The organism is Amycolatopsis oliviviridis, assembly GCF_014654365.1.
GTDB classification, from domain to species: Bacteria; Actinomycetota; Actinomycetes; order Mycobacteriales; family Pseudonocardiaceae; genus Amycolatopsis; species Amycolatopsis oliviviridis.
This window is the reverse complement of sequence record NZ_BNAY01000001.1, coordinates 251,000-274,261: the sequence shown is the minus strand read 5'-3', so window position 1 is coordinate 274,261 and position 23,262 is coordinate 251,000. Positions and strand designations below refer to the sequence as shown.

At 64.1% G+C, this 23,262-nt stretch carries 20 protein-coding genes, 1 tRNA gene and 2 pseudogenes; 10 read left to right on the top strand and 13 right to left on the bottom strand.

Annotation, left to right across the window (positions count from 1 at the left end; genetic code table 11):
- Positions 1-21 precede the first annotated feature (21 nt).
- Together IE302_RS00860 and IE302_RS00855 are read left to right on the top strand one after the other, a co-directional pair.
- On the top strand, positions 22-1,683 hold the full coding sequence (locus IE302_RS00860) for an amidohydrolase (RefSeq protein ID WP_191250746.1): 1,662 nt from the start codon (positions 22-24) through the stop codon (positions 1,681-1,683).
- Positions 1,680-2,960, top strand: a complete 1,281-nt coding sequence (locus IE302_RS00855) for an MFS transporter (protein ID WP_191250744.1) — start codon at positions 1,680-1,682, stop codon at positions 2,958-2,960. Before IE302_RS00860 ends, IE302_RS00855 begins: the two co-directional genes overlap by 4 nt.
- Here IE302_RS00855 and IE302_RS00850 read toward each other — a convergent pair.
- Together IE302_RS00850 and IE302_RS00845 are read right to left on the bottom strand one after the other, a co-directional pair.
- Entirely contained in the window at positions 2,957-4,531 is a 1,575-nt protein-coding gene (locus IE302_RS00850) for a succinic semialdehyde dehydrogenase (RefSeq protein ID WP_191250742.1), read from the bottom strand. The two genes, IE302_RS00855 and IE302_RS00850, sit on opposite strands and share 4 nt — an antisense overlap.
- Positions 4,532-4,548: 17 nt before the next feature.
- Positions 4,549-6,177 (bottom strand): GMC family oxidoreductase, encoded by a 1,629-nt coding sequence (locus IE302_RS00845; protein WP_191250741.1) that lies wholly within the window; start codon positions 6,175-6,177, stop codon positions 4,549-4,551.
- Positions 6,178-6,495: 318 nt separating this feature from the next.
- Here IE302_RS00845 and IE302_RS00840 point away from each other — a divergent pair, with 318 nt between their 5' ends.
- Entirely contained in the window at positions 6,496-6,633 is a 138-nt protein-coding gene (locus IE302_RS00840) for a hypothetical protein (RefSeq protein ID WP_191250739.1), read from the top strand.
- A 54-nt stretch (positions 6,634-6,687) separates the two neighbouring features.
- Here IE302_RS00840 and IE302_RS00835 read toward each other — a convergent pair whose 3' ends face one another.
- Positions 6,688-7,527, bottom strand: a complete 840-nt coding sequence (locus IE302_RS00835; protein ID WP_191250737.1) for a TIGR03560 family F420-dependent LLM class oxidoreductase — start codon at positions 7,525-7,527, stop codon at positions 6,688-6,690.
- A 174-nt stretch (positions 7,528-7,701) separates the two neighbouring features.
- Between IE302_RS00835 and IE302_RS00830 the strand changes: the two genes are divergently transcribed.
- Positions 7,702-8,046: a hypothetical protein gene (locus IE302_RS00830; protein ID WP_191250735.1), complete on the top strand. Its 345-nt coding sequence runs from the start codon at positions 7,702-7,704 to the stop codon at positions 8,044-8,046.
- Here IE302_RS00830 and IE302_RS00825 read toward each other — a convergent pair.
- The 5 genes from IE302_RS00825 to IE302_RS00805 all read right to left on the bottom strand — a co-directional run bounded on the left by IE302_RS00825 (position 8,039) and on the right by IE302_RS00805 (position 14,598).
- On the bottom strand, positions 8,039-8,707 hold the full coding sequence (locus IE302_RS00825; RefSeq protein WP_191250733.1) for a S1 family peptidase: 669 nt from the start codon (positions 8,705-8,707) through the stop codon (positions 8,039-8,041). The two genes, IE302_RS00830 and IE302_RS00825, sit on opposite strands and share 8 nt — an antisense overlap.
- A 75-nt stretch (positions 8,708-8,782) precedes the next feature.
- Positions 8,783-9,805: an LLM class flavin-dependent oxidoreductase gene (locus IE302_RS00820; RefSeq protein WP_191250731.1), complete on the bottom strand. Its 1,023-nt coding sequence runs from the start codon at positions 9,803-9,805 to the stop codon at positions 8,783-8,785.
- Between the two features lie 933 nt (positions 9,806-10,738).
- The gene (locus IE302_RS00815) at positions 10,739-11,752 is read right to left on the bottom strand and encodes a ComEC/Rec2 family competence protein (protein ID WP_191250729.1); all 1,014 of its coding nucleotides are present in this window, start codon (positions 11,750-11,752) and stop codon (positions 10,739-10,741) included.
- Complete coding sequence (locus tag IE302_RS00810) at positions 11,752-12,459, bottom strand: hypothetical protein (protein ID WP_191250727.1); 708 nt, start codon at positions 12,457-12,459, stop codon at positions 11,752-11,754. Before IE302_RS00810 ends, IE302_RS00815 begins: the two co-directional genes overlap by 1 nt.
- Before the next feature lie 39 nt (positions 12,460-12,498).
- Positions 12,499-14,598: a sensor histidine kinase gene (locus IE302_RS00805; RefSeq protein ID WP_191250725.1), complete on the bottom strand. Its 2,100-nt coding sequence runs from the start codon at positions 14,596-14,598 to the stop codon at positions 12,499-12,501.
- Between the two features lie 93 nt (positions 14,599-14,691).
- Here IE302_RS00805 and IE302_RS43220 point away from each other — a divergent pair.
- A pseudogene (locus tag IE302_RS43220) lies at positions 14,692-15,282 on the top strand (N-6 DNA methylase); the annotation flags it as partial.
- A 144-nt stretch (positions 15,283-15,426) separates the two neighbouring features.
- Here IE302_RS43220 and IE302_RS42615 read toward each other — a convergent pair.
- From IE302_RS42615 to IE302_RS00785, 4 genes and pseudogenes are all read right to left on the bottom strand, one after another.
- The gene (locus IE302_RS42615; protein WP_229907531.1) at positions 15,427-15,714 is read right to left on the bottom strand and encodes a hypothetical protein; all 288 of its coding nucleotides are present in this window, start codon (positions 15,712-15,714) and stop codon (positions 15,427-15,429) included.
- A gap of 545 nt (positions 15,715-16,259) precedes the next feature.
- Positions 16,260-16,604, bottom strand: a pseudogene (locus IE302_RS00795) (Scr1 family TA system antitoxin-like transcriptional regulator); the annotation flags it as partial.
- Between the two features lie 159 nt (positions 16,605-16,763).
- On the bottom strand, positions 16,764-17,114 hold the full coding sequence (locus tag IE302_RS00790) for a helix-turn-helix domain-containing protein (protein WP_191250719.1): 351 nt from the start codon (positions 17,112-17,114) through the stop codon (positions 16,764-16,766).
- A gap of 196 nt (positions 17,115-17,310) precedes the next feature.
- Positions 17,311-17,661 (bottom strand): transcriptional regulator, encoded by a 351-nt coding sequence (locus IE302_RS00785; RefSeq protein ID WP_191250717.1) that lies wholly within the window; start codon positions 17,659-17,661, stop codon positions 17,311-17,313.
- A gap of 458 nt (positions 17,662-18,119) precedes the next feature.
- On the opposite strand from IE302_RS00785, the gene IE302_RS00780 reads away from it, so the two are divergent.
- Positions 18,120-18,203, top strand: a tRNA-Leu gene (locus IE302_RS00780).
- A 212-nt stretch (positions 18,204-18,415) separates the two neighbouring features.
- Here IE302_RS00780 and IE302_RS00775 read toward each other — a convergent pair.
- Positions 18,416-18,814, bottom strand: coding sequence for a recombinase zinc ribbon domain-containing protein (locus IE302_RS00775; protein ID WP_191250715.1), 399 nt, complete (start codon positions 18,812-18,814; stop codon positions 18,416-18,418).
- Positions 18,815-19,438: 624 nt separating this feature from the next.
- Between IE302_RS00775 and IE302_RS00770 the strand changes: the two genes are divergently transcribed.
- The 4 genes from IE302_RS00770 to IE302_RS00755 all read left to right on the top strand — a co-directional run bounded on the left by IE302_RS00770 (position 19,439) and on the right by IE302_RS00755 (position 23,253).
- The gene (locus IE302_RS00770; protein ID WP_229907528.1) at positions 19,439-20,011 is read left to right on the top strand and encodes a TetR-like C-terminal domain-containing protein; all 573 of its coding nucleotides are present in this window, start codon (positions 19,439-19,441) and stop codon (positions 20,009-20,011) included.
- Between the two features lie 94 nt (positions 20,012-20,105).
- Positions 20,106-20,864, top strand: coding sequence for an SDR family NAD(P)-dependent oxidoreductase (locus IE302_RS00765; RefSeq protein WP_191250713.1), 759 nt, complete (start codon positions 20,106-20,108; stop codon positions 20,862-20,864).
- 11 nt (positions 20,865-20,875) lie between these two features.
- Positions 20,876-21,919 (top strand): phosphotransferase, encoded by a 1,044-nt coding sequence (locus tag IE302_RS00760; RefSeq protein WP_191250711.1) that lies wholly within the window; start codon positions 20,876-20,878, stop codon positions 21,917-21,919.
- Entirely contained in the window at positions 21,916-23,253 is a 1,338-nt protein-coding gene (locus IE302_RS00755; RefSeq protein ID WP_191250709.1) for an aspartate aminotransferase family protein, read from the top strand. The genes IE302_RS00760 and IE302_RS00755 overlap by 4 nt, the downstream gene beginning before the upstream one ends.
- Positions 23,254-23,262 lie beyond the last annotated feature (9 nt).

Genomic DNA, 23,262 nt, shown 5'->3' with positions numbered 1-23,262 from the left:
CGAACCCCAGGAGTCCGCGCGATGCGCCTGTTGCCCCTCGATCGTTCAGTCCTCGACGCGACAGCGACGATCCTGCTTCCCGAAGAACTGGTGACCGTCGACGACGCCACGGAAGGCGCGGACGCGGTCCTGGTGTTCGGCGAGGAGATCGCCGCGGTCGGCTCGGTGGACGAGTGCCGCGCCCGTGCGGCGAGCCTCGGGCACCCGGATCCCGAGGTGCGGCGGCTGCCGGGCACGCTCCTGCCCGGTTTCATCGATCCGCACGCGCATCCGCTGATGTACGGGCAGATGATGACCTGGGTGGACTGTGGTCCCGAGCGGGCTTCGACCATCCCCGAGATCGTCGCGCTGCTGCGTGAGGCGGCCGACAGCACTCCGGCAGGCAGGCCCGTCCGCGGTTACGGCTACGAACACCGCAACCTCGCCGAGAAACGCCATCCCCGCTCCGAAGAGCTCGACGCGGTCGCCGATGACCGCGAGGTCTACCTCATGAACGCCAGCGGGCACGGCGGCGTTGTCAACGGCTTCACGTTGCGGCGCAACGGCGTCACCCGCGACACCCCGGATCCCGACGGTGGCGTGTTCTTCCGGGACGAGCACGGCGAACTCACCGGAGAGCTTTCGGACGCGGCGTGCAACATCCTCACCGGGGTCACCGGCGTGAAGGTCGGGCGGCACGGGCCGAACTTCCACCTCGAGGACGAACCGGAGGAGCACGCGCGGCAACTGGCCGCCGCGCAGGAGAAGTTCCTCGCCGCGGGCGTGACCGCGATCGGCGACGCCCAGGTCACGCGTCGCGAATTCGATATGTACCTGAGGCTGGACGAAGCCGGGCGGCTCAAGACGCGTGTGCACATGTACCTGCTGTCGCATCTGCTCGACCAGGCCCTGGAAATGGGGCTGCACGGCGCTTTCGGCACCGCTCGGCTCGCTTTCGCGGGCATCAAGTTCTACGCCGACGGCACGCTCGGCGGGTGGACCGCGTACTTCCCGGACGGCTACGTCGGCGACCCGTGCCGCACCGGACAGCTCTACCACGACCCCGAGGACTACTCCGCGCTGATCGCCAAGGCGCACGAGGCCGGGCTCCAGACCGCGACCCACGCCCAGTCCCCCGACGCGATCGCGATGGTGCTCGACGCCATCGAGGACGCGCAGCGGCGAAATCCCCGGCCTGACGCCCGGCACCGCATCGAGCACTGCGGGCTGCCGTCGCCGGAGCAGATCGAGCGGATGGCCACGCTCGGCGTCCACCCGGTCAACCAGCCCCAGCACTACTTCAACTGGGGCGAAGGTGTCACCGACGCCGTCGGCACCCCCGGCGAGCGGTTCAACCCCCTCGGCGAGTTCCAGGCGGCGGGCGTGCCGGTCACGCTCAGCTCGGACGCCCCGGTCGCCGAGCCGAACCCGCTCGAAGCCATCCAGACCGCGGTCACCAGGACGACCCGGCGCGGTCACCGGCTCGGCGGGGACGAGCTGCTGATCGACGTCCGCTCCGCCGTCGCCGCGCACACCATCGCCGGCGCTCGCGTGCTCGGCCGTGAACGCGACCTCGGCTCGATCACCCCCGGCAAACGCGCCGATTTCGTGCTCCTCGGCGAGAATCCCCTCACCTGCGACCCCGCCCGGATCGCGGGCATCGAGGTGCTGGAAACCTGGATCGACGGCGAGGTGGCCCGATGACCGTCCGAACCGACACCCAGTCGCTCCGCCGTGCCCGCCGGGCCGGGCTCGCGGCCTTCGTCGGCACCACGATCGAGTGGTACGACTTCTACATCTACGCCACGGCCGCGAGCCTCGTCTTCGGCACCGTGTTCTTTCCCGCGACGGGCGACCGGCTGACCGGGGTCGCGGCGGCCTTCGCCACCTACGCTGTCGGGTTCTTCGCCCGGCCGCTCGGCGGCATCGTGTTCGGGCACATCGGCGACCGGATCGGCCGCAAGACCGCGCTCGTGGTGACCCTGACCATGATGGGGGCGGCCACCTTCCTGGTCGGCTGTCTGCCCGGATACGGCCAGATCGGCGCGTGGGCGCCCATCCTGCTCGTGGTGCTCAGGTTCGTCCAAGGGCTGGCCGTCGGCGGCGAATGGGGCGGCGCCGTGCTCATGGCCGTGGAACACGCGCCACCGGGCAAGAAGACCTTCTACGGCGCCTTCGCGCAGGCGGGGAATCCGGCGGGCGCGTTGCTGGCGACCGGCCTGTTCAGCCTCCTGAGCATCGGCGGCACCGAATGGCTCGGCACGGTGGGCTGGCGGATCCCCTTCTTCGCGTCCGTGCTGCTCATCGGCGTCGGGCTCCTCGTGCGCCTGAAGGTCGAGGAGTCACCGGTCTTCGAGGAGACCACCGAGGACACCGGCGTCCCCATCCTGTACGCGGTGCGGACGAACTGGAAACCGATCCTGCTGGGCATCTGCGTGCTGCCCGTCGCGGTCGGCGGCTACTACCTCGTCACCACTTTCGCGACGGCGTACGCGACAGACCCGGCCGTCGGCGTCTCCGAATCGCTTGTGCTCAACGCGCTCACCATCGCCGCCTTCGTGGAACTGGCCGTCAGTTTCGGCGCGGCCTGGCTCGGCGATCGCTTCGGCCGGGTGCGGGTGGTCGTCATCGGCCTTGTCGGTGTCGCCGTGCTCGCGGCCCCGCAGTTCCTGGTGCTCTCGACCAAGAACGCGGTGCTGATCATCGCGGCGTTCGTCGCGATGCGCCTGGCGATGACGGCGACCTACAGCCCGATCGCCGCCATCCTGTCGCAGATGTTCCGCCCGCGAGCGCGGTACACGAGCATTTCGCTGTCCTATCAGCTGGCGGGCGCGCTCTTCGGCGGTCTCTCCCCGCTGGCGTCGACGCTGCTGTTCCAGGCAACCGGCAGTGTCTGGCCCGCCATCGGCCTGCTGATCGGCATGTGCGTGCTCAGCATCGCCTGTGTGCTGGCCGCGCCGCAGCACACCGACGACGTCTAGCGGATGCGGAAGCGCCGCATGAGCTTCAGCCCCGACAGCATCCCCTCGACGTACTTCTCGTAGGTCTGGCCGCCGCGGGGGCCCATGACCTGTTTCTTGAGCACCGCCACGTTCTTGACGTCGGTGTACTTGAGCAGGCCCTGGTCCCCGTGGCGGGCGCCGACGCCCGAGTTCTTGACGCCGCCGGACGGCGTCCCCTTGGCGGCGTACGCGGTCGCCAGGATGTCGTTGATGTTGACGTTGCCGGACTCGATCCGCGCGGCCACGGCACGGGCGGCGTCGACGTCACCACCCCAGACCGAGGCGTTGAGGCCGTACTCGGTGTCGTTGGCGAGCGCGACGGCCTCGTCGACCGTGGCGTACTTGTGCAGTGCGACAACGGGTCCGAAGGTTTCGGTGACGCCGCAGAGCATCTCCTTCGTGACGCCTTCGAGGATCGTCGGTTCGAAGAACGCCGGGCCGAGGTCGGGCCGGGGCTTTCCTCCACAAAGGACGGTGGCGCCCTTCTCGACGGCGTCCTCGACGTGTGACTTGACGCGGCTCATGTGGTCGACGGAGACGAGCGAGCCCATGTCGGGGCCGAAGTCGTAGGCGGCGCGGACGTCGAGGGCCTTGGTCTTGGCCACGTACGCGTTCTTGAACTCCTCGTAGCGGGATTCCGGCAGGTAGATCCGCTCGATGTGCATGCAGATCTGCCCGGTGTTGCCGAAGGCGCCGAAGATCGCGCCCTGGACGGCCTCGGCCAGGTCGGCGTCTTCGAGCATGATCATCGGGTTCTTGCCGCCGAGTTCGAGGCAGCAGCCGATGAGGTTGCGGCCCGCCCGTTCGCCGATCACCCGGCCGGTGGCGGTGGAACCGGTGAACATCACGTAGTTCGCCTCGTCGATGAGCGTGGGTCCGACGTCCGGGCCTTCGCCGCACACCACCTGGAACAGCCCCTTCGGCAGTCCGGCTCGCTCCAGCAGCTCGATGCCGTACAGCGGGGAGAGCGCCGTCTTGTTGTCGGGCTTCAGCACGACCGCGTTCCCGGCCATCAGCGCCGGGATGGCGTCGGAAATGCCGGTGGCGAAAGGGAAGTTCCAGGGCGCGATGATGCCGACCACGCCCTTGGGCTGCCGGACCTCGGTCGAGGTCGTCAGGAACGGGACCGGTCCCCCGCGTTTGGCCGGCGCCAGCAATTTCGCCGCGCGGGTGAGGTAATGGCTCATCACCATCGCCGGATCGCAGGTCTCTTCGATCGCCATCCGGCGGTTCTTGCCGCTCTCGACCTGGATGAGGTCGGTGACGGCCGGCGCGTTGTCGACGAAGAGGGTGTGCGCCCGTTTGAACACCTCCAGCCGCCTCTTGAGCGGCGTGGCGGCCCACTTCTCCTGTGCGGCGCGTGCCGTGGTGAACGCCTGCTCGATGTCGGCGGGTGTCGACTGGGGCAGTTCGACGAGCAGGTCGCCGGTGTAGACCTCGGTGAGCTTCCAGGTCGCGCCGGACGAGCCCGGCACCCGGGCGACGATCCGCCGTAGGAACGCGTCGGTCACCGACGCCGGACGGGTGAGCGCGAGCGGTGTGACGGTCATGGCCCTCTTTCCGTCGGTCAGTTGTCCGAGAGCACGAGCTGCGCGCCCATCTCGCCGATCATGATGGCGGGCGCGTTGGTGTTGCCGCCGGTGATCGACGGCATGATCGAGGCGTCGCAGACCCGCAGGCCTTCGACGCCGCGGACCTTGAGGTCGGGACCGACGACCGCGAGCTCGTTGACGCCCATCCGGCAGGTGCCGACGCCGTGGTAGACCGAGGTCGCGCGGTTCAGGATCGCGTCGCGCAGCTCCTGGCCCTGGAGTGCCTTGCCCGGGTGGAGTTCTTCCTTGATCGAGCCGTTGAACGCCTTCGAAGCGAAGATCTCGCGGACCATCTCCGAGCCTTCGCCGAGCACCTCGAGATCGGCCGGGTCGGACAGGTACTGGAAGTCGATGAGCGGCGCCGCCGTGGGATCGGCCGACGCGAGGCGCAGCGTGCCGCGGCTCTTCGGGTAGATCAGCGTGGTCAGCACGGTGAGCGCGGGCCGCTTGTCGACGTCGTGCCGGATCGGCGCGTCCTGGTTGGGCGTCACGTACGCCCACGGCAGGAGGTGCAGCTGGAGGTCGGGGACCTCGGTGGCCTGGGAGGTCTTGAGGAACGCGACCGCCTCGAAGACCGAATTCGCCAGGAAGGTCGTGCCCGGCCGCATCAGCTCCTTGACCATGCCGGTCGCGAAGTACGGCGGCGTGCCCTTGTTCTTGCTCGACGACGCGCGGAAGGTCAGCGCGTGGAACATGTGGTCGTGCAGGTTGTCGCCGACCGGCAGGTCCGCGACGACGTCGATGCCGTGTTCCTTCAGGTGTTCGGCGTGGCCGATCCCGGACAGCATCAGCAGTTGCGCGGAGCCGACGAAGCCGGCCGAGAGGATGACCTCCTTGCCCGCGCGCAGGGTGCGCCGGCTCCCGTCCGCGTCGACGACCTCGACGCCGACCGCGCGGCCGTTCTCGATGAGGACCTTCTTCGCCAGCGCCCCGGACTGGACCTGCAGCGTGGCGGGCGCGAGACCGTGGATGTACCCGCGAGAGGCGCTGTAGCGCAGGCCGTCGGCGGCGTTCTGCTGCATCCGGCTGACGCCCTCTTGCGACTCGGCGTTGTAGTCGTCGAGGATGTCGCAGCCGATCGCGTCGGCGGTCGCCTGGACGAACTGCAGCGTGCCTTCCTGCGGGATCTTGTTGCGGGTGACCCGGATCGGTCCGCCCGCGCCGCGGAACTCGCTCTCGCCGTCCTCGAAGTCCTCCATCCGCTTGTACGCGGCGTTGACGCTGTCGGCGTCCCAGCCCTTGTTGCCCTCGGCGGCCCAGGAGTCGAAGTTCGCGCGGTTGCCGCGCACGTAGACCATGCCGTTGATGGAGCTGGAGCCGCCGACCACCTTGCCGCGGGGCACCGGCATCCGCCGATCGAGAACATGTTTCTGTGGCACCGAGTAGTAGCCCCAGTCGAAGGGTTTCTTGAGCTGGGGCACCGCGTGCATCGGGCCGACCAGGCCCGGTTTCTTGACCAGCATCCGCTCGTCGGTCTTGCCCGCCTCGAGCACGATCACGCTGGCACCGGACGCCGCCAGCCTGCCCGCGATCGCGGCACCCGAGCTGCCCGATCCGACGACCACGTAGTCGGCCTCGTCGCCGCGCGCAGCCCTGTTCGCCATTTCCGCTCCTCGGTCCGCCCACCGTCCAGAACTATAACCTGTTCTAGTTCGGCCACCGTATAGCGAGACCGGCCGGTTACGCAATGGCGCTTCTCGCCGTCCGCGCGGACGCCTTAGTCGCATAGTTGAAATCTGAACCTAATCCGATTATTCCAGTCATCGCGCGAGTGGATCACTCCTGCGGATTCCGCAGCACCAACCGACCTGAACAGCACTTTTCGACGACTCGCATACTTTCGGTAGTCTCGCCTGTTGTCAGCGTGGCCATGGCTCCGTAAAGTGATTAATCGCAAACGCTTCGACAGGGAGGGTCGACGGATGCGAGGGGTCGTACTACTGGCCTTGGCGGGCACCGCCGTGGCCTACGTCGTGTTGACGTTGGAAGTCTGGGCCTTGCTCGTCGGATTCAGCACCTGCGCCGCCGCGACGCTGGCGTGCGTCGTGCTGAAGAAGTGAGCCCTGAACGCGCGACCGGCCCGCACGCGACCACGTGCGGGCCGGTCCGTCGGCTCAGCGCAGCGGTTCGAGAGCCTTCGCCAGGGGCTCCAGAACGGCGGGGGTGTGCGGCGGCGGCAGGTAGATGATCGCCAGGTCGACACCCGCTTCGCCGAGGGCCTCGGCGTCCGCGGCGACCTTGGCGTAGTCACCGTCTACGCCGAGGCGGACGTGCGAGGACAGCGTGATCTCGCTCGGGTCCCGGCCGATGTCCGCGCAGTGCCGGTGCAGGACCTCGCGCTTGTGCGCGAACTCTTCCGGTGTGCCGCCGACGAAATTCCAGTGCTGGGCGTATTTCGCGGCCGTGCGCAGGGTCCGCTTCTCGCCGCTGCCGCCGATGCAGATCGGCGGGTGCGGCTTCTGCACGCCCTTCGGTTCGCAGCGGGCGTCGGTCAGCTGGTAGTGCTCGCCCTGGAAGGTCGTGGTCTCCTGGGTCAGCAGCCCGACGAGGACCTCGCAGCCCTCCTCGAACCGGTCACTGCGCTCCTTGATCGTGCCGAGTTCCATGCCGTACGCGCCGGACTCCTCTTCGTTCCAGCCGGCGCCGATCCCGATCTCCAGGCGTCCACCGGAAACGATGTCGAGCGTGGCGGCCATGTTCGCGAGCAGCGCGGGGTGCCGATAGTGGATCCCGCTGACCAGCGTGCCCAGCCGGAGCCGTTTCGTGGCCTGGGCGAGCGCGGTGAGGGTCACCCACCCCTCCAGGCACGGACCGGTCGAATCGGAGAAAATGGGATAGAAATGGTCGAAGGTCCAGCCGGATTCGAAGAGTTCGATCTCGTCGGCGACCTGCCAGACGGCGAGCATGTCGGACCAAACGGTGTCCTGGGGCGAAGTCTTGATGGCGAAGCGCATGATCATGATCGTAAACCTGGAGTTCCTCGAGCATCGGTCACCGATCGGGGTCGCCCGACCCACGATCAGGTCCGCCACCGGCACCGGCGGGTGGACGTCGGCGCGAGGCCTACCGGAGATGTCGATCTTCGGCTTAACGTCGAAGGATCCCGACTCTCCCGAAAGGACTCGTCCATGCGCGCACGGAGCGTTTTCCTCGCTGTCACAGGCGTTGCCGCCCTGCTCCTCACGATTCCGGCGACGGCTTCCGCGGCCGAAGGCGAATTCACCTACCGCTACTACGACGAACACGAAGAGATCCAGGTCGGCGTCCTGGTCGATCCGCCCAGCGGGGAGTGCATCGAGATCCCCGAGATCGCCGACTGGGACGTCGACGCCTTCCGCCCGCGCAACGACACCGACTCGACCGCGGTGGTGTTCCTGGACGACGATTGCTCGAGCGATTCCTACTTTTCGCTCCGCCCCTATGGTGGCCGCGGCTCGGACAGACTTCTGCTGCGCTCGGTGATCTTCAGCTAGTCCCGGTGAGAATGGTCAGCCCGTAGGCGGACAAGATCCGGTTGACCGGGACGAAGTACGTGGTGCCGCCGCTGGAGCAATTCCCGCTGCCGCCGACCAGCACTCCCTGTGCCTGCGTTCCGCTCACGAACGGCCCGCCGTTGTCCCCGGGCTCGGCGCAGACGGACGTCCGGGTCAGCCCGGTCAGCGTTCCCCAGGGAAAGGTGATCGACTGGTTCTTCCCTTGGATGGTTCCGCACCGCCAGCTGGTCGTCGAGCCGTATCGGCACACCGACGCGCCGACCGCGGCTTCGGCCGAGCCGGTGATCGTCACCCGGCCGTCCGTGGGCGGAATGGATCCCACGAGCCGCCAGTCGGTCGTGTTGGTCACCCGGATGACGATCGCGCCGGTCGGCGGCATTTGTTCCGCCACGACCACCCCGACGACGCGCCCCGCGCTGCGGACGGTGTCGCCTGCCTTGCCGCAAGCGGAACTCGCGATGAGGTAGCCGGTATTACCCGAGACGGCGGCGAATCCCGCCGTGCACCGGGACGAAGCACTGTTCTGCAGCACGCTCCCGCCGCCGAGCGGGGCGGGAGCGTGCGCTTGCGCGGTGGGCGGCGAGGCCAGGCAGAGAGCCAGGACCAGGCCGAGCAGATAGCGGAATCGGGGCAGTCTCATGGGACCTCCGATGGCCGGGGATTGCGTCGATCGTAACCACGCCGGCCTCCCCCGCCATCGGCCGAATCGCGCATTTCAGCGCCAGCCGAGCTCCGGCGCCACGTGGGTGAGGATGCTTTCCAGCACGTGCGCGTTGTACTCGACGCCGAGCTGGTTCGGGATGGTCAGCAGCAAGGTGTCCGCGGCCTGGATCGCCTCGTCCGCCTTGAGCTCCCGCACCAGCTCGTCCGGCTCGGCGGCGTACGACCGCCCGAAGATCGCCCTGGTCGTCTCGTCGATCATGCCGACCTGGTCGCGCGAGTCGCGATCGCGGCCGAAGTAGGCGCGGTCGAGGTCGCTGGTCAACGCGAAGATGCTGCGGCTGACCGACACCCGCGGCTCACGCTCGTGACCGGCCTCTTTCCAGGCTTCGCGGTAGGCCTCGATCTGCTTGCGCTGCTGAACGTGCAGCGGCTCCCCCGTCTCGTCGTCCTTGAGAGTGGAACTCTGCAGATTCATGCCCAGCTCCGCAGCCCAGACCGCGGTCGCGTTCGAGCTCGATCCCCACCAGATCCGGTCGCGCAGCCCCTCGGAGTACGGCTCGAGCCGGAGCAGCCCCGGCGGATTGGCGAACATCGGACGCGGGTTCGGCTGCGCGAACCCCTCGCCGTCGAGCAGCTTGAGGAAGACCTCGGTGCGCTGCCGGGCCATGTCGGCCGCCGTCTGCCCCTCCGCGGGCCCGTAGCCGAAGTAGCGCCAGCCGTCGATCACCTGCTCCGGGGATCCCCGGCTGACCCCGAGCTGCAGCCTCCCGCCGGAGATGAGGTCGGCCGCGCCGGCGTCCTCGGCCATGTACATCGGGTTCTCGTAGCGCATGTCGATCACGCCGGTCCCGATCTCGATCTTCGACGTCCGGGCACCGATCGCCGACAGCAACGGGAACGGACTCCCCGCCTGACGCGCGAAGTGGTGCACGCGGAAGTACGCGCCGTCCACGCCGAGCTCCTCGGCCGCGACGGCCAGGTCGATCGACTGGTGCAGGAAGTCGGCGGCGGACCGGGTCTCGGAGTGCGCACTCGCCGACCAGTGGCCGAACGAGAGAAAGCCAATCGTCTTCACGCCCGTGTAAGCGCCCGATGCCCGGGTTTGATTCCCTGACGCGGGTAGCGAGATGATCTAGAACGCAGAAAGGCGGACGGTCGATGTGACCATCCGCCCACCCCGTAGGGTTAATGCGTGTGTCCGAGGGGCGAGTTGCTCACTATCCACACGTCTTCACCTTTCCGGATGAGGTGCAACTCTTCGATCGAAGCGTGCGTATCGATCGAGATTGATGCCGGGCGCGGTTGCGAACGGACCGCGCTGCACCTGCAGGCCTGCTTCGCCGGTCATTCGGCGCTGGCGGAACGTCGAGGACGTGATGGACACGCTGGTGCTCGCAGAGCTGGATATGCACCAACCACCCGCACCCAGATCGACAATTCGCAGCTGAGTTCCTCCCGGTGCTGGACATACACGGATCCCGCCCGGCTGGCCAGCTTCCAGTTGAAGCCGCTCGACTGCGGGGGGGGCCACCTTGCGGAAGATGACGTTCCGCAGCCGCTCGGCCGAGTCTCGATGAACTTGACTGCAACCAAGCGTCGTCGAATCACTCCCGGATGCAAATTCGACACAAGCGCGGGCCCAGCGCAGAGAACGGCTCACCGAACCGGTTGTGCCGCGCAGGAGAGACAGTTTCACTGCGAAGGTGCGTCTCGCGGTGAAGGGTCGTGCCGACGTGGTGCGCTCGGGTATCAAAGGGTTAGGTGAGGTGGTTCGGACTGCAGCTGTCGGCGAAGGCAGTCCTTGGCAGGCCTTGCGCAGGAGCCGCGACCCGGATCAGCAACCACGCCCGCAGTCTGCTCGCCGGCATCCTCCCGCCTCGAACGCGTCCTCGGCTCAAAGTCGACCAATGCCCGACTGCATGAGCGCGGAACACATATCCGTTATGCTGGGGGGTTCCGCCAACCTGGTAGCTACATCGTTATCAATCTGGCAAAGACAGCGACGAGATCAGGTCTCAGTAGCACACTGCGGATCTTCGATCCTGCGATTTATAAATTTGTGATGCTCGTCACGGTTCGGCGTATAGGTGAATTTGCCGTCAGTCATGTCGACAAGCACGGTGCCAGCGCAACACAGGGTTTTCGATTTTGCAAGACTTGGCCACCCTGCGACTTCTCCAGCTTCGGAGCTGCCGGGCGTAATATCTTCGACTTGACAATGCTTACTTAGCTGGGTACAGGTTATGTGAGCTTTGGGTGCTGCCCTCCGTACGCCTCGGAGAATGTTCAAATCTGGGTTCTTGTAGGAAATGTCCCGTCCCATAGAGAACACAACGACCTTCGGGTCTACAGAGCGAGTGAACCTCGAAGCAAAATCCTCATCGCTTGGCCCGTATGCGTGCCCCCCGTGATGCGGAAAAACTAGAACGTCTGCGTTGAGTACCGTTTCCTCATTCGCTATCTCGTTAAACCCGGCGCTGTCAACATCACCTGCAAGAAGAACACAGGGCCTATCGGCAAGTAGAACGCGAATTACAGCGGACATTCCATTGGTTGTCATTTCGCCCATGGGATGACCCTTTGCTGTCGCCTGGCCAGCGATTGCACGACTTACGGAAGGATGGATCACTTCGATACTTACTCTGCCGAAATCCAGATCGCCCGATGCGGCACTGTTAAGGTTTACCGAGAGCTTAATCTTCTTTGCTCGAACTAGGTTGTTAAGTTGATGTAGTAGATCAATGAACTTTTTGGTTGTCTTCTTGACGTCGGTATTAAGCCAGACCTTGTCGATACTGACTCGATCATCGCTAAGCAGCTGGCTGGCGCCGCCGACGTGATCATTATCGGCGTGCGAGAAAACCAAGTGACGTATCTCGGTGCAATCCTGCGCGGCGAGAGTTTCTGCAACATGTATGCCATGCGGAATATCAACTATCAAAGCCTCTTTGCCGTCCCGGATCACGGCACAATTTCCGTGACCAACATCGAGAACAACGGCTTGAAGTTCGCGCGCGCCCATTATCTCAACCATTCTTCTGGCAGGGCGGGCGACCTGTGAATATTCCTGAAGTACAAGTCGCCTTCGTCCTCGGCATAGATATTGACGTCAGCAATGAAGCGTTCATCTTTAATCTCAGTGGAGATAGGGCCGACAGCGTCGGTAAAAACTGACAGAGGCACTAGAACTTCTTTGTCGGGGTGCCAGCCGATTACGACCACTTCGGCCATCGGCTCTGGATGATCAACCTCCACCTGTGCGATTCTAACGACTGTCTGATACGGCTTGCGGTCTGGGGTAAATTTCTTGGCTAACTCACGGTCGGCGAGGGTGAGCGCGGCTCTGAGCGATACAGGATCGGAACCTTCTGTCCGTGTAATAAGTCGCGGAATGTTTGCGCGCCATTTGCGAACTTCGGCGTTAGTTCGCTCGTTAACACCGCTGCTGACTAAAATCGCTGGAATATTTGCTTGATTGAGCTTTGCCACAACCTCGGATCCCCAGTACGGAATATTCTTAAACTTTGTCAGGCGTAGATCGCAGATGGCGGCGGACGATGTCTCTGAAATTTCACGTATAAGCTCGTCTATGCTGTAGGGAAGATCAACTATGTTAGGATTAAAATCTGCGTCTTCAACCCCGTCGCTGAGCCTATCTTGCTCGTCGGGCTCGTCGTCAATAATCGCGACCGTATCTCCAGTCGAAAGCGTATGATGCACCATCGCCATTGCCCCTCTAAAGATGGAATCGTGATTCTATCAGAGAGGCTATCGACTCATCGCCCTGGGAAGCCGGATAACAAATTCAGCGCCGCCAAGCCTGCTTGATGCAAGTGCTTCGACCTCACCATCCATGTCTTGAACAATGTCTCGCACGATCGTTAAGCCAAGGCCAGTTCCGTCTTCGCGGGTCGTCTTTCCGGGTAGCCAGATATCTTTTACTGGTAGCTGGACTGTGTCTATCCCAGGGCCGTTGTCAAGGATGCGCATGGTCACTACTTCCTCGCTGTCTTCCGTGACCACTAAGATCGTTCGTTGTGCGTCGGCGAGATCATTTGGTCGAGTAAAAGCGTAGACAGCGTTAGCAAGAAGGTTGGCTACAATTGCTTCGATCAAAGCTACCATGGTGACAACTGGCGCACCTGCACTTGCCTGCTCAAGGGAAATAATTATGTTTGCTTGATCGAGATGTGGTTGGAAAATAGAAATTACGTCTGAAATAATTGGGTTAATATCGAGAGTCTGTGATTTTCTCTTCTGGCTCTCAAGTAGTCGTAGCGGTATATCTGCAAAGGTGCTTAATGAGGTGGCAGCTGTTGTGATCGCGGCAATCTGTTTAGCCAGGCGAGAATCAAATACAGCGTCCTCGATGAGTGACTTCGCCCTCCGCTCGACGACTTGAGCGGCCGATATTATCTGCCCAACCGGTCGTTTGGTTTCGTGTGCAAAGACTGCGGTCGTTGTTCCCACTGTTGCCAGAGTTCGATAAAGGAGCAAGTCTTGTTCAATAGTGTAGACCTTCTCGTCGTATGCTCGCCGCAGTTCCGATGTGGCACTTTGCAGTGCCTTGCGTTCTGCGGGCGATATGTTCTTTATTAGGTCCTGGACATTGCTCCAAGCTTGGCTTGCGCGAGACTCGGCATCTTGCTTCTCCTGTGTTCTCCTGTCTTCGCGAACTTGCAGGCGCCTGGTGGCTGCCCAGTCTAGAACATTTCGACCAAACTCCCTAAGGTCCATAAAAGAATAGTTTTCAAGGAAGCCCATTCTGTCTGTTTTAGGGGTGAGCTGATTTTCCTCATCCTGAACACTTATGCGCCCAATGGCAGTGTTTGTTGACGGGCGAAGTTCTGGGCTTCGGGCTCTCCGAAGGTTCATGTCGAGCCAGTCGTGGCCTTCGTCGCCGTATGGATGTACGCGTAGTCCGCGGTGGTATAGGTGAACCCCCCCGACTACCTTTAACCAATTGGCGACTTCACGTACCGCGCGCCTTGAGTTGCGAATCGTGAAGTCTTTTTTGCTGAGATTGAAAGTCCACAGTTCGAAGGTTGCTGCTGGGGCAAAGTAGCGTGGGATAGGCTGATTATTTCGACCAAACCCGCTAGAACTGATCTCCGAGTGATCAGCAGACGCAATTTCTTTGCCTCGCCAGTCCACGAGCTGCGCACTCGCTAAGCCATCTTCATCCAGGGTGGCTAAAATTTGATATTCGCACTCATCAAAATACTTGTCGTGAACTAGTCGTTCAAGGTCTCTAAATTTTGGTGCATCTAGAGTGACGGTAAACTCATCTGGCCCGTCGAAAGGCCCTGTGAGTAGAACCACCGAACGGGCCAGTCTGTCGATGTCTCGAGAGGAAAAACCTGTACGCAGGTCGAGTATCTCGATTACGGTTCCAGGTTCGGCTGTTGTTGAGTGCCTTTCGATTGTTAGGCCAACGTCCTCGACGGTCTCTGCTGAGGCGAAGTCCTCCCAGTCGATTTTGAGGACGTACTCAGTTCCAGGCTCTTCGCGTGGTCGGGTAGTCAAGACAACGTGGCGCCCTAGTCGGAGAGCCGCGAGACGCCCAAGTCCCTTCTCTCCAACTTTTCGGCGCCCGGTTCGACTCAAGGTCGATTCGGCCTTCGGTGATTTGCCTAGAAGTAGCCAGCCGTCTCGAATCTCGTTCGAGCGCATTCCATCACCGGTATCGCTGATGACAACTCTGCCGCCGGATGCATCCGCGTGTTGGAGTTCGACCGTGCACGTCTCAGCATCGGCATCGTAGGCGTTGCGTATCAATTCCATAACGCCTAGGTCTGGATGCGGGACGAGCTCTTCCCCTAGGCGTTGAAGTATGGCAGGAGCGAACCGCAGGTTTGCGATCGTCATAGCATCCCCCCTTCGAGAGTCCCTGCTGTCGCCGTGTCGTCGGCGAGGCTAGCTGTCACCCACAGTACTGTTAGACGCTAGATTCTGGCTACGATGATGATGAGGAGTTGCCGGTTGACAGCCGCATCTGAGAGTGCTCCGTTTGCGGCGCATAGTGACTCGATTGACGACATCCTTGCCGGGGTTCTGCGCGGCAAGGATGGTTACGAAGTTGCTACAGAGACGTACCTCAACGGTCGGGCATCGTCTGATGCTCGAGCATTGCTTCCGCTGGCGTTTCGGCGAAGGGTCGGTGCCTTCTTCACATCATCGCCGATCAGGGCTGAGGTAAGTGCAATCCTGGGTCGCCTGCCAGGCACGACGTACCTGGATCCAACCTGTGGCGCGGGCGACTTGCTGCTGACTGCGGCCGAGCAACTGCCTATCCAGGGTAACCTATTTGCTACCTTGAGTAGTTGGAACCGCTCACTGCAGGGCTGGGACCTTCATGACGAGTTCGTCCGGGCCGCCCGTCGACGTCTCGCGCTTTACGCAGCGTCACGTCACATCGCTGAACAGGGCAGAGTGCGTTCGTCCATTAGAGACTTTGATCGGGTCTTGACCTCCATAGAGACTGGTGATGCGCTTGCGCGCCTGAAGGCTGGCGAGGGGAAGCGAGCCGACGTCGTTGTTTTGAATCCCCCGTACACGAGGGTGTCCGCGCCGCCTGGCTCCACCTGGACTGGGGGGCGTACGTCGGCAGCGGCAGTCTTCCTGCTTGAGTCGCTCGGGTACTTGAATGCCGGAGGTCATCTGATAGCGATCCTTCCCGACTCGTTGAGGAGCGGCTCAAACTTCGAGAGATGGCGATCGGTAGTCGAAGCGCAGGCTGATGTCCTTGAAGTACGGAAGTTCGGTCTCTTCGACGACCATGCCGATGTCGATGTCTTCCTGTTGGTTCTCCGTGCCCGCGGGTACGGCCCACCTCGAACCATGACCTCCTGGTGGCGGAACACTGATGCCGACCTGAGGGTCGAGGACAAGTTCCTGGTACGTGTTGGAACTGTTGTGGATAACCGTGACCCGAAAGAAGGGCCCCCGACGCCGTTTCTTACTGCCCGAGATCTTCCGGCCCACAGTGACATGTCGGTGCCCAGCCGTCGTAGAGAGTTTGCTGGTCGACTCTACAAGCCCCCCTTCGTCGCTGTGCGACGTACTTCCCGTCCCAGCGCTGAGGGCGAGACTCGAATTAGAGGTGTCTTAGTAACTGGAACTGTGCCGATCGCAGTGGACAATCACTTACTTGTGCTAGAGCCGAGGCAAGGAGGCATCAGTGCTTGTAGGCAACTGATCGGGGTTCTTGCGTCAGGCGAGATTACAGAGATACTTAACGAACGTATTCGTTGCAGACACTTGACGGTCAGGGTTCTGAAAGAGCTGCCGTGGCAAGACTGAGGTCGCGGCATGAGTGGATAGTGTCTATGGATGATCCGTCGCCTATCGGTTGAGTAGCAATTTATTGATCCTGTAAATATTGGGCGCTGCGAATCCTCACGTAAACATCAGCACTCGCCGGAACATTGTCTTCTGTGTTCGATCGGAGCTGACCGTGTTCGGTGGCCTATCTGAACATCGGCCAGCGCAACCGTGGAATCCTCCTTGTCGAAGCCGAGGCTGGATCGTCATCGATGTTCAAGGTTGGCCAGGGGGTCGGTGAGCCACTCCTGAGTCTGTTGACGAGTGAGTGGCTTGTCGGCGATGCGTTCTAGTAGCCCGGCGTAGAACGAGATGTCATGGTCATTTTCCAGGAAGAGGCTTGTTGTGAGCTGTTGGAGGTGGAGTACCGAGCGGTGTTGATCTTGTTCGTAGATTGTGAACCCGGTGCGAATGTCAGTGACACTGGACTCTGCAGGAACAAGGTGAATGCGAAACTTGGGCAGCGACGACACGGGCAGAAGATGGAGCACTTGTTCATATGTAAGCAAGAGGTCCTGGTCGGTCAGGTCAAGCGTGTTCTGGTGCAGGTAGAAGGTGAAGGGCCCGACATTTTTAGGGACGTGGGCTGGCTAGCAAGTCGAGTTTGGACTGTCGTATCGACGGTGGATCCGCTCTCGTGTCCAACCCTGGCGAGCGCTTCGCGTATGGAGGTGCTCGATCTGGAGTTGCCGTGGGATTTCGACGGAGGCCTAAGCCGCGACCGACTGGCTGCCGCTGTCGAGCACTTTGACGAGTGGAAGGTCGTCGGGAAAGCCTATGGGTTGGCTTCTGGCCTGGTAGCCGTCGTCGGGGAGTCGGTCTAGGGCTACCAGGTCGTCGAGTTCGCGGGGGGCTTTCGCTCGGGCGAAGTAGATGGCGATGTCGCCCGCTTGGTAATTGCGGAGGCCGCTTTCCAGACGGGAGATGGTGGAGGCGGGCCAGCCGAGCATGCGGCTCATGTCGGTTGCGAGGTAGCCGGCGCGCATGCGGATTCGTCGTAGCTCAGCGCCGAGTTCCCTCTGCTTGGCGGTCGACAGCTGCGGTGTCTTCTTCGCTTTCACAGGTTCCTGCTCAAGGTCGTTGCGGGAGGCGGGTCGTCCCGCGAGGGCATGAGGTCGTCACAGGCGCTGTGACCGCACGAGATAGCGGCCTACCAGCGGAAACAACGTGTGTGACACGTGTCGGCTTGCTTCGTGCCCGTCACGTCGGCCGTGAATCGGCTCTGGAAGGGCGGTTTCGAGAGGTAGCGGTCAGTCGTCACGTCGGCGCACGAGGAGCGCCGTGTCGTGCGGTGACGAGTTGTGCGGCTGTGCCGACGATCGCTTGGAGGGTAGTTACGTGTGCGGTCAGTCGGTCGAGTCCGAGCTGGGTAAGGCGCAGCTTGGTGCGGTGACCTGCGCCCCGGACGGACACGTAGCCAGCTGCGGCGAGGCGCTCGACGTGGAGAGCGACACCGGTCGGCTTGATACGCAGAGCGTTCGCCAGAACCGCGTCTTCGTACCAGTGCAGGTCAGCGAGAAGGCACATCACGAACAGCCGGACCGGCAAGAGGGGAAGCGGGTCGAGGTCGCGGTGGGAAGAGGGAACCGCAGGGCGTGCCGGCTGCATTACTACTCGCCGTCCGCCGGTGCGGCAGAGTCAGGGTGGCAGACGCGGAGCCCTGGGGACGATCCGGCTGGGCTTCTCGGCAGCTCAAGTGTGCCAGGGGCGGAGGGCCGCCGCGGTGCGTGGCTGGGCTCTGCGGTGCGACACCACCGCGAGGGAGCTGGCGCGCGGAATACCGGAGCTCAACCGCGGGGCCGGGCCGTGGCGCGATGATCAGCTGGTCCGTCGTCAGGCGCCCTGCTGCGCATGGTGAACGGCGGCCATGATGACCCTATGTCATCAGTGGTCGCATTATGTGTTTTTGCCGGCTGACCTGCGGACTTGCATGCGGTGAGGGCTTAGCGTGAGGGCGTGAACCTATCGGACGGTAACCAATCATCTTCTCAATGTGCGTCAGCGTGACGATACGTACCCCCCTGATTCAGGCCCTCAGGCGGGGTATAGTCTCTTCTCATCAGCAAGTCCGAGTGGCGGAATGGCAGACGCGCTAGCTTGAGGTGCTAGTGTCCTTAACGGACGTGGGGGTTCAAGTCCCCCCTCGGACACCCGCATTATTCACACGCAAAGAGGTCGTCGCGTAGACGGCCTCTTTTTCGTTGTCGTACCGCAGGTCAAGCCTCAGATCCCGGTAGAGCTTCGCCAGTTTGCCCGGCTGACTGTCAGCGAGCGCTGCCCCGATGTCGCTGAGCGAGTCGATCATCGCGTAGGCCTCTGCATCGGTGATCCCTGCGGGCTCGCCCGCGGCCGCTCGATCCGCTTAGGCCTCGTTGATGCTCTCAACTAGCGCTGTCGGGTCGACCCCAGCAGCGATGGCGTCCTGAAACCGCCTGAGCTTGGCTTCCACCTCCTCCAACTGCTTGCTTGCGACTCCATCACCCTCGGCTCGCACTGCTGGCTGAGCGCCCACAAGCTGACTGACGGTCTGCTCGATCTTCTGCTGGTCGAACAACCCACCGATCCAGCCGTTTGCCACGTCCCGCAACGGCTCTTTCCGGAGATAAATCGTGGGCGGATGCGCAAGCAAGGCCGGTGCACCTGGTGCCAGAGTTCGGGCCGGGCATCGGTAGTACATGCGGTACTTGCGCGGGCCGCCTTCCATCTTCCGTTCGCACGCGCCACACCCGATGAGACCGCGGAACAAGTACACGTGCTTCACCGGGCGTCCCGCGCGTTCAGCCTTACGAGCTGTCCGGAGGCCGCCGGCCGCTTTGGGCTCGCCGGATCAGCTGCGCCTGCGTGATGTCCTCGACCGAGACGATCTTCGGGTGAGCTGGCTTACGTGACCGAACCACCCGATCTGGCTTGGCTCCCCGGAACCGCACGACGTCGCCAGCCATCTCCTGGCGAGCCTACCGTCCAAAGCCCGTATAGCCCGGATTCTCCAGGATCGATCGCGTTGTGCCGCCCTGCCAGCCGTCAGCGAGCCAACCCTGATCCTGCTCCGGACGCCGAGCCGAAGGACAAGGGATCCCATCTCGGTTGAGCCCGTTCATTATCGCTCGATCACCCCTGCCCCATCCAGGTACTCGGCAAAGATCCATACCACCTGGGAACGCATCCTCCGCTCCAGCGATGTAATCCGACCGGGTAGTACCGAAACCTGCCGTTCTTCGCCGGGCCGAGTGCCATCCGGTGCCGACCCGTGTCGGGCCCTACGTCGGCAACGGAGCCCAATCGGAGACGACTGTTCCGCTAACGAAGACCCGTCGACGTATGCGCCGGCCACCGCCATGCAGGTCGTCCGGGAGCTTGCCGTCGAAGCGGACGTTAGCCTGGCTCTATGGCAGACACTCGCCCTGGAGGCCGTACGGCCCGTACGCGCGCCGCGGTGCACACCGCGGTGCGCGAGTTGTTCGCCGAGGGGCATGACCAGCCGTCGGTGCGGGAAGTGTCCGAACGGTCGGGTGTACACGAGGTGACGATCTACCGGCGTTGGGGGCGGATCGAGTCACTGGTGCTTGACGTCGCCGTCACGCAGCTCAACGAGGACGCGCCGTTCCCGGACAGCGGCGACCTGCGCCGTGATCTGCTCGGCTGGGCACACGCGGTCGCCGGACAGGTGAAGACGCGTGAGGGGTTCGCGCTGTTCCACGCGCTCGCCGCGGCCACCTCCCCGCTCGCCGGCGGCAAGCCCGCCCCGACCGCTGACGAGGCCGCCCGGTACCTGCGACAGCGCACCGCCCAGATGCAGCGAGCGTTGGACCGGGTCGAGGCGGCGGGTGGCAAGCCGCCGACGGTCGCCCACATCTTCGATGTCGTGCTCGCACCCATCTACCTGCGCGCGGTCTTCGGCTACGAGTCTCCTGACAAGGACCTGGACGCCCTGGTGGACCAGGTGCTGCGCACAACCTGATCCTTATCGCAGGAAACCTTGCATTAGCTGTCCCGCGGACGCATACTCCTCGTTAACGTAAGTTTTCTTACATTAAGCGGCCGAGGGAGTATTCATGGCTGGCAGCACACAAGCGCTTCGCGACCGGATCGCCATCGTCACGGGCGCGAGTTCGGGCATCGGGGCGCAGATCGCGCGTGAACTCGGTGCCGCCGGTGCACGGGTCGCCCTGGTGGGACGGGACGCGCAGCGCCTCGGCACGGTCGCCGCGGAGCTGAGGGCGGCGGGCGCGGAGGCCGAGCCGATCGCCGCCGATCTCACGACCGGCGCCGGCCCCGGGAACGTCGTCGACCGCACGCTCGCGCGCTTCGGGGGCATTGACGTGCTCGTGCACGCTGCCGGGATCTTCCTGCCGACGCCGTTCGCCGACACCACCGACGAGCAGCTCGACGACCAGTGGGCGACCAACGTCCGGGCGCCGTTCCGGCTGACCAGGACGGCCGCCGGACACCTCGGTGACGGCAGCAGCGTCATCTTCGTCTCCTCCATTTGCGGGCACGTCGGCTTTCCGAACTCCAGCGCCTACTGCGCGACCAAAGGCGCGGTAGAGCTGCTGGTCAAGTCACTGACCGCCGAATTCGCCCCGCGCGGCGTCCGGGTCAACGCCGTCGCTCCCGGCAACGTGCGCACGAGCATCAACGCGCACCTGCTCGAAGATTCCGCCTACGAGCGCCAGATGCTCGATGCCACCCCCGCCGGACGGGTCGGCGAGGTCGGCGACATCGCGCCTGCGGTCGCCTTCCTCGCCTCCCCCGCCGCCTCCTACATCCACGGTTCCAGCCTGCTGATCGACGGCGGCTGGGTGGCTTCGTGAGGAGCCCCATCATGCCCGGCTTCCGCGAACTCGTGACAGCGAGCGGACTTGACGCCGTCACGGAACCCCTCGACGAAACGCTGGTACTCGCCGCGCTACGAGACGTGCACGGCCTGACCGGCAGACTCGAACGCGTCGCCTCGGAGAAGGACGAGACCTTCGTTCTGCGCACGTCCGGCACCCGTCACCTGGTGAAGGTAGGTGGCGAGGGCGAATCGGCCGAGGAACTCACGCTGCAGACGGCGGTGCTGCGCCACCTTGCGCGCACCGCGCCCGGCCTGCCGATCCCGGTCGTCCGGTCCGGTGTGGACGGAGCGGACGTGCACGACATCGCGCCACGGGACGCGAGCTGGCCGAGGCTGCTGCGGGTCCTGTCGTATCTCCCCGGCGAACCGCTTGGCGGGAGTGAGGCCGATCCGGCACCTTTCGGCCGCTGCCACGCACAGCTCGTCCGCGCGCTCGCCGATTTCCGCGGCGAGAACCAGGAACGGACCTTGATCTGGGATCTGCGCCATCTCGGCGCTCTCGCCCCGGTACTGGACACAGTGGACAGTGCGGACCGGATGCTCGCGCGCGGTGTGCTCGCCGAATTCGCGCTCCACGTCCGGCCCGCCGAACTGGACACCCAGTTGGTGCACAACGACTTGAGCCCCCACAACATCCTTGTCGGCTCTCGTGGGACGTTGACCGGGATCCTCGATTTCGGCGATGTGCTGCGCACGGCGGTGGTCTTCGACCTCGCGATCGCGTTGTCGAATCTTCTCGAGGTGGACGCCGCCGACCCGTGGGCGGTCCCACTCGCGTGGCTGCGCCACTATCTCCGGATCAGGCCGGTCGCCGAAGAAGAACTCAAGCTTCTTCCGCTGCTGTCGACAGCGCGACTGGTACAGCGGGCGCTCATCGCGTCGTGGCGGGCCCGGCGGGATCCGGCGCGCGCGGCGTATGTGCTCTCGCACGCCTCCCGTGATTGGGCGACGGCTCGAGTGACGTTCGCCGGTCTGGACGCCGCGACCGAACGGGTACTCGCGTCGGCGGACACGGAGTCGCGGCGATGAGCCGCCCGCGTGGGCCGGAAATGGTCAACGGCTTCACCGGCGCGTCCTTGGCCGGGCAGCCGCCGCACATCCGGGAACTCCTCGTCCGGCGCGGGAAGGTGCTCGGACCGGGGTACCAGCTGTTCTACACGAACCCGGTCGAGGTCGTCCGCGGCGACGGCGTGCACCTCTACGACTCCGCGGGCAACGAGTACCTCGACGCCTACAACAACGTCGTCTCGCTCGGACACTGCCATCCCGCCGTCGTCGAGGCGGTCACCCGCCAGCTGTCGAAGCTCACCACGAACACCCGCTACCTGCAGGCCGATCTGCTCGACTTCTCCGAACGGTTGCTCGAGACGTTCCCCGCGGAACTCGACCGGATCACCTACACCTGCACCGGCTCGGAAGCGAACGACCTCGCCTTGCGCATCGCGCGGGCGCACACCGGCAACACCGGGATCATCGTCACGCGCAACGCCTACCACGGGGTGACCGCCGAGGTGGCGGCGTTCTCCCCGTCGCTGGGCCCGGCCTCGCCGCTGGGACCGCACGTGCGCACGATCAGCGCGCCCGACCCGCTGCGACAGGGCACCTCGGTGGTGACCGAGCTGCGCACCGAGATCCGGGCGGCTATGGACGATCTCCGGCGGCACGGGTTCGGGGTATGCGCGCTCGTGGTGGACAGCATCTTCTCCTCCGACGGCGTGCAGCCGGTTCCGACCGATCTGCTCGGCGTACTCGCCGCCGAAGTCCGTGCGGCGGGCGGGGTCTACCTCGCGGACGAGGTCCAAGCGGGGTTCGGCCGCACGGGAACGGGATGGTGGGGTTTCGGCAGGCACGAGGTCGTGCCCGATCTGGTGACCCTGGGAAAGCCGATGGGCAACGGGATTCCGGTGGCCGCGACGGTGCTGCGGCACGAGGTCGGCCGGGAGTTCGGCCGGAAAGTGCGCTACTTCAACACTTTCGGCGGCAGCAACGTCCCGATCGCCGCGGCCGCGGGGGTGCTCGGCACCATCGAAGACGAAGGTCTCATCGACAACGCCCACGAGATCGGCGCGCAACTGAAGCGGGGGTTCGCCCGCATCGCCTCGGACCACCCTCATCTCGCCGACGTGCGCGGCGCCGGGTTGTTCCTCGGAATCGAGGTGACCGCACCGGAAAGCACGGACCCGGAGCCGGTACTCGCCCAGTCGCTCGTGGACGATCTGCGCGAACACTTCGTGCTCGTGTCGGCGTCCGGGCCGCACGGCAACGTCATCAAGATCCGGCCGCCGCTGGTGTTCGACACCTCCGACGCCGCGCTGCTGCTCGAACGCTTCGCCGATTCAGCCGCCCGAGTCCTTCCCACCTGATCCGGAGGT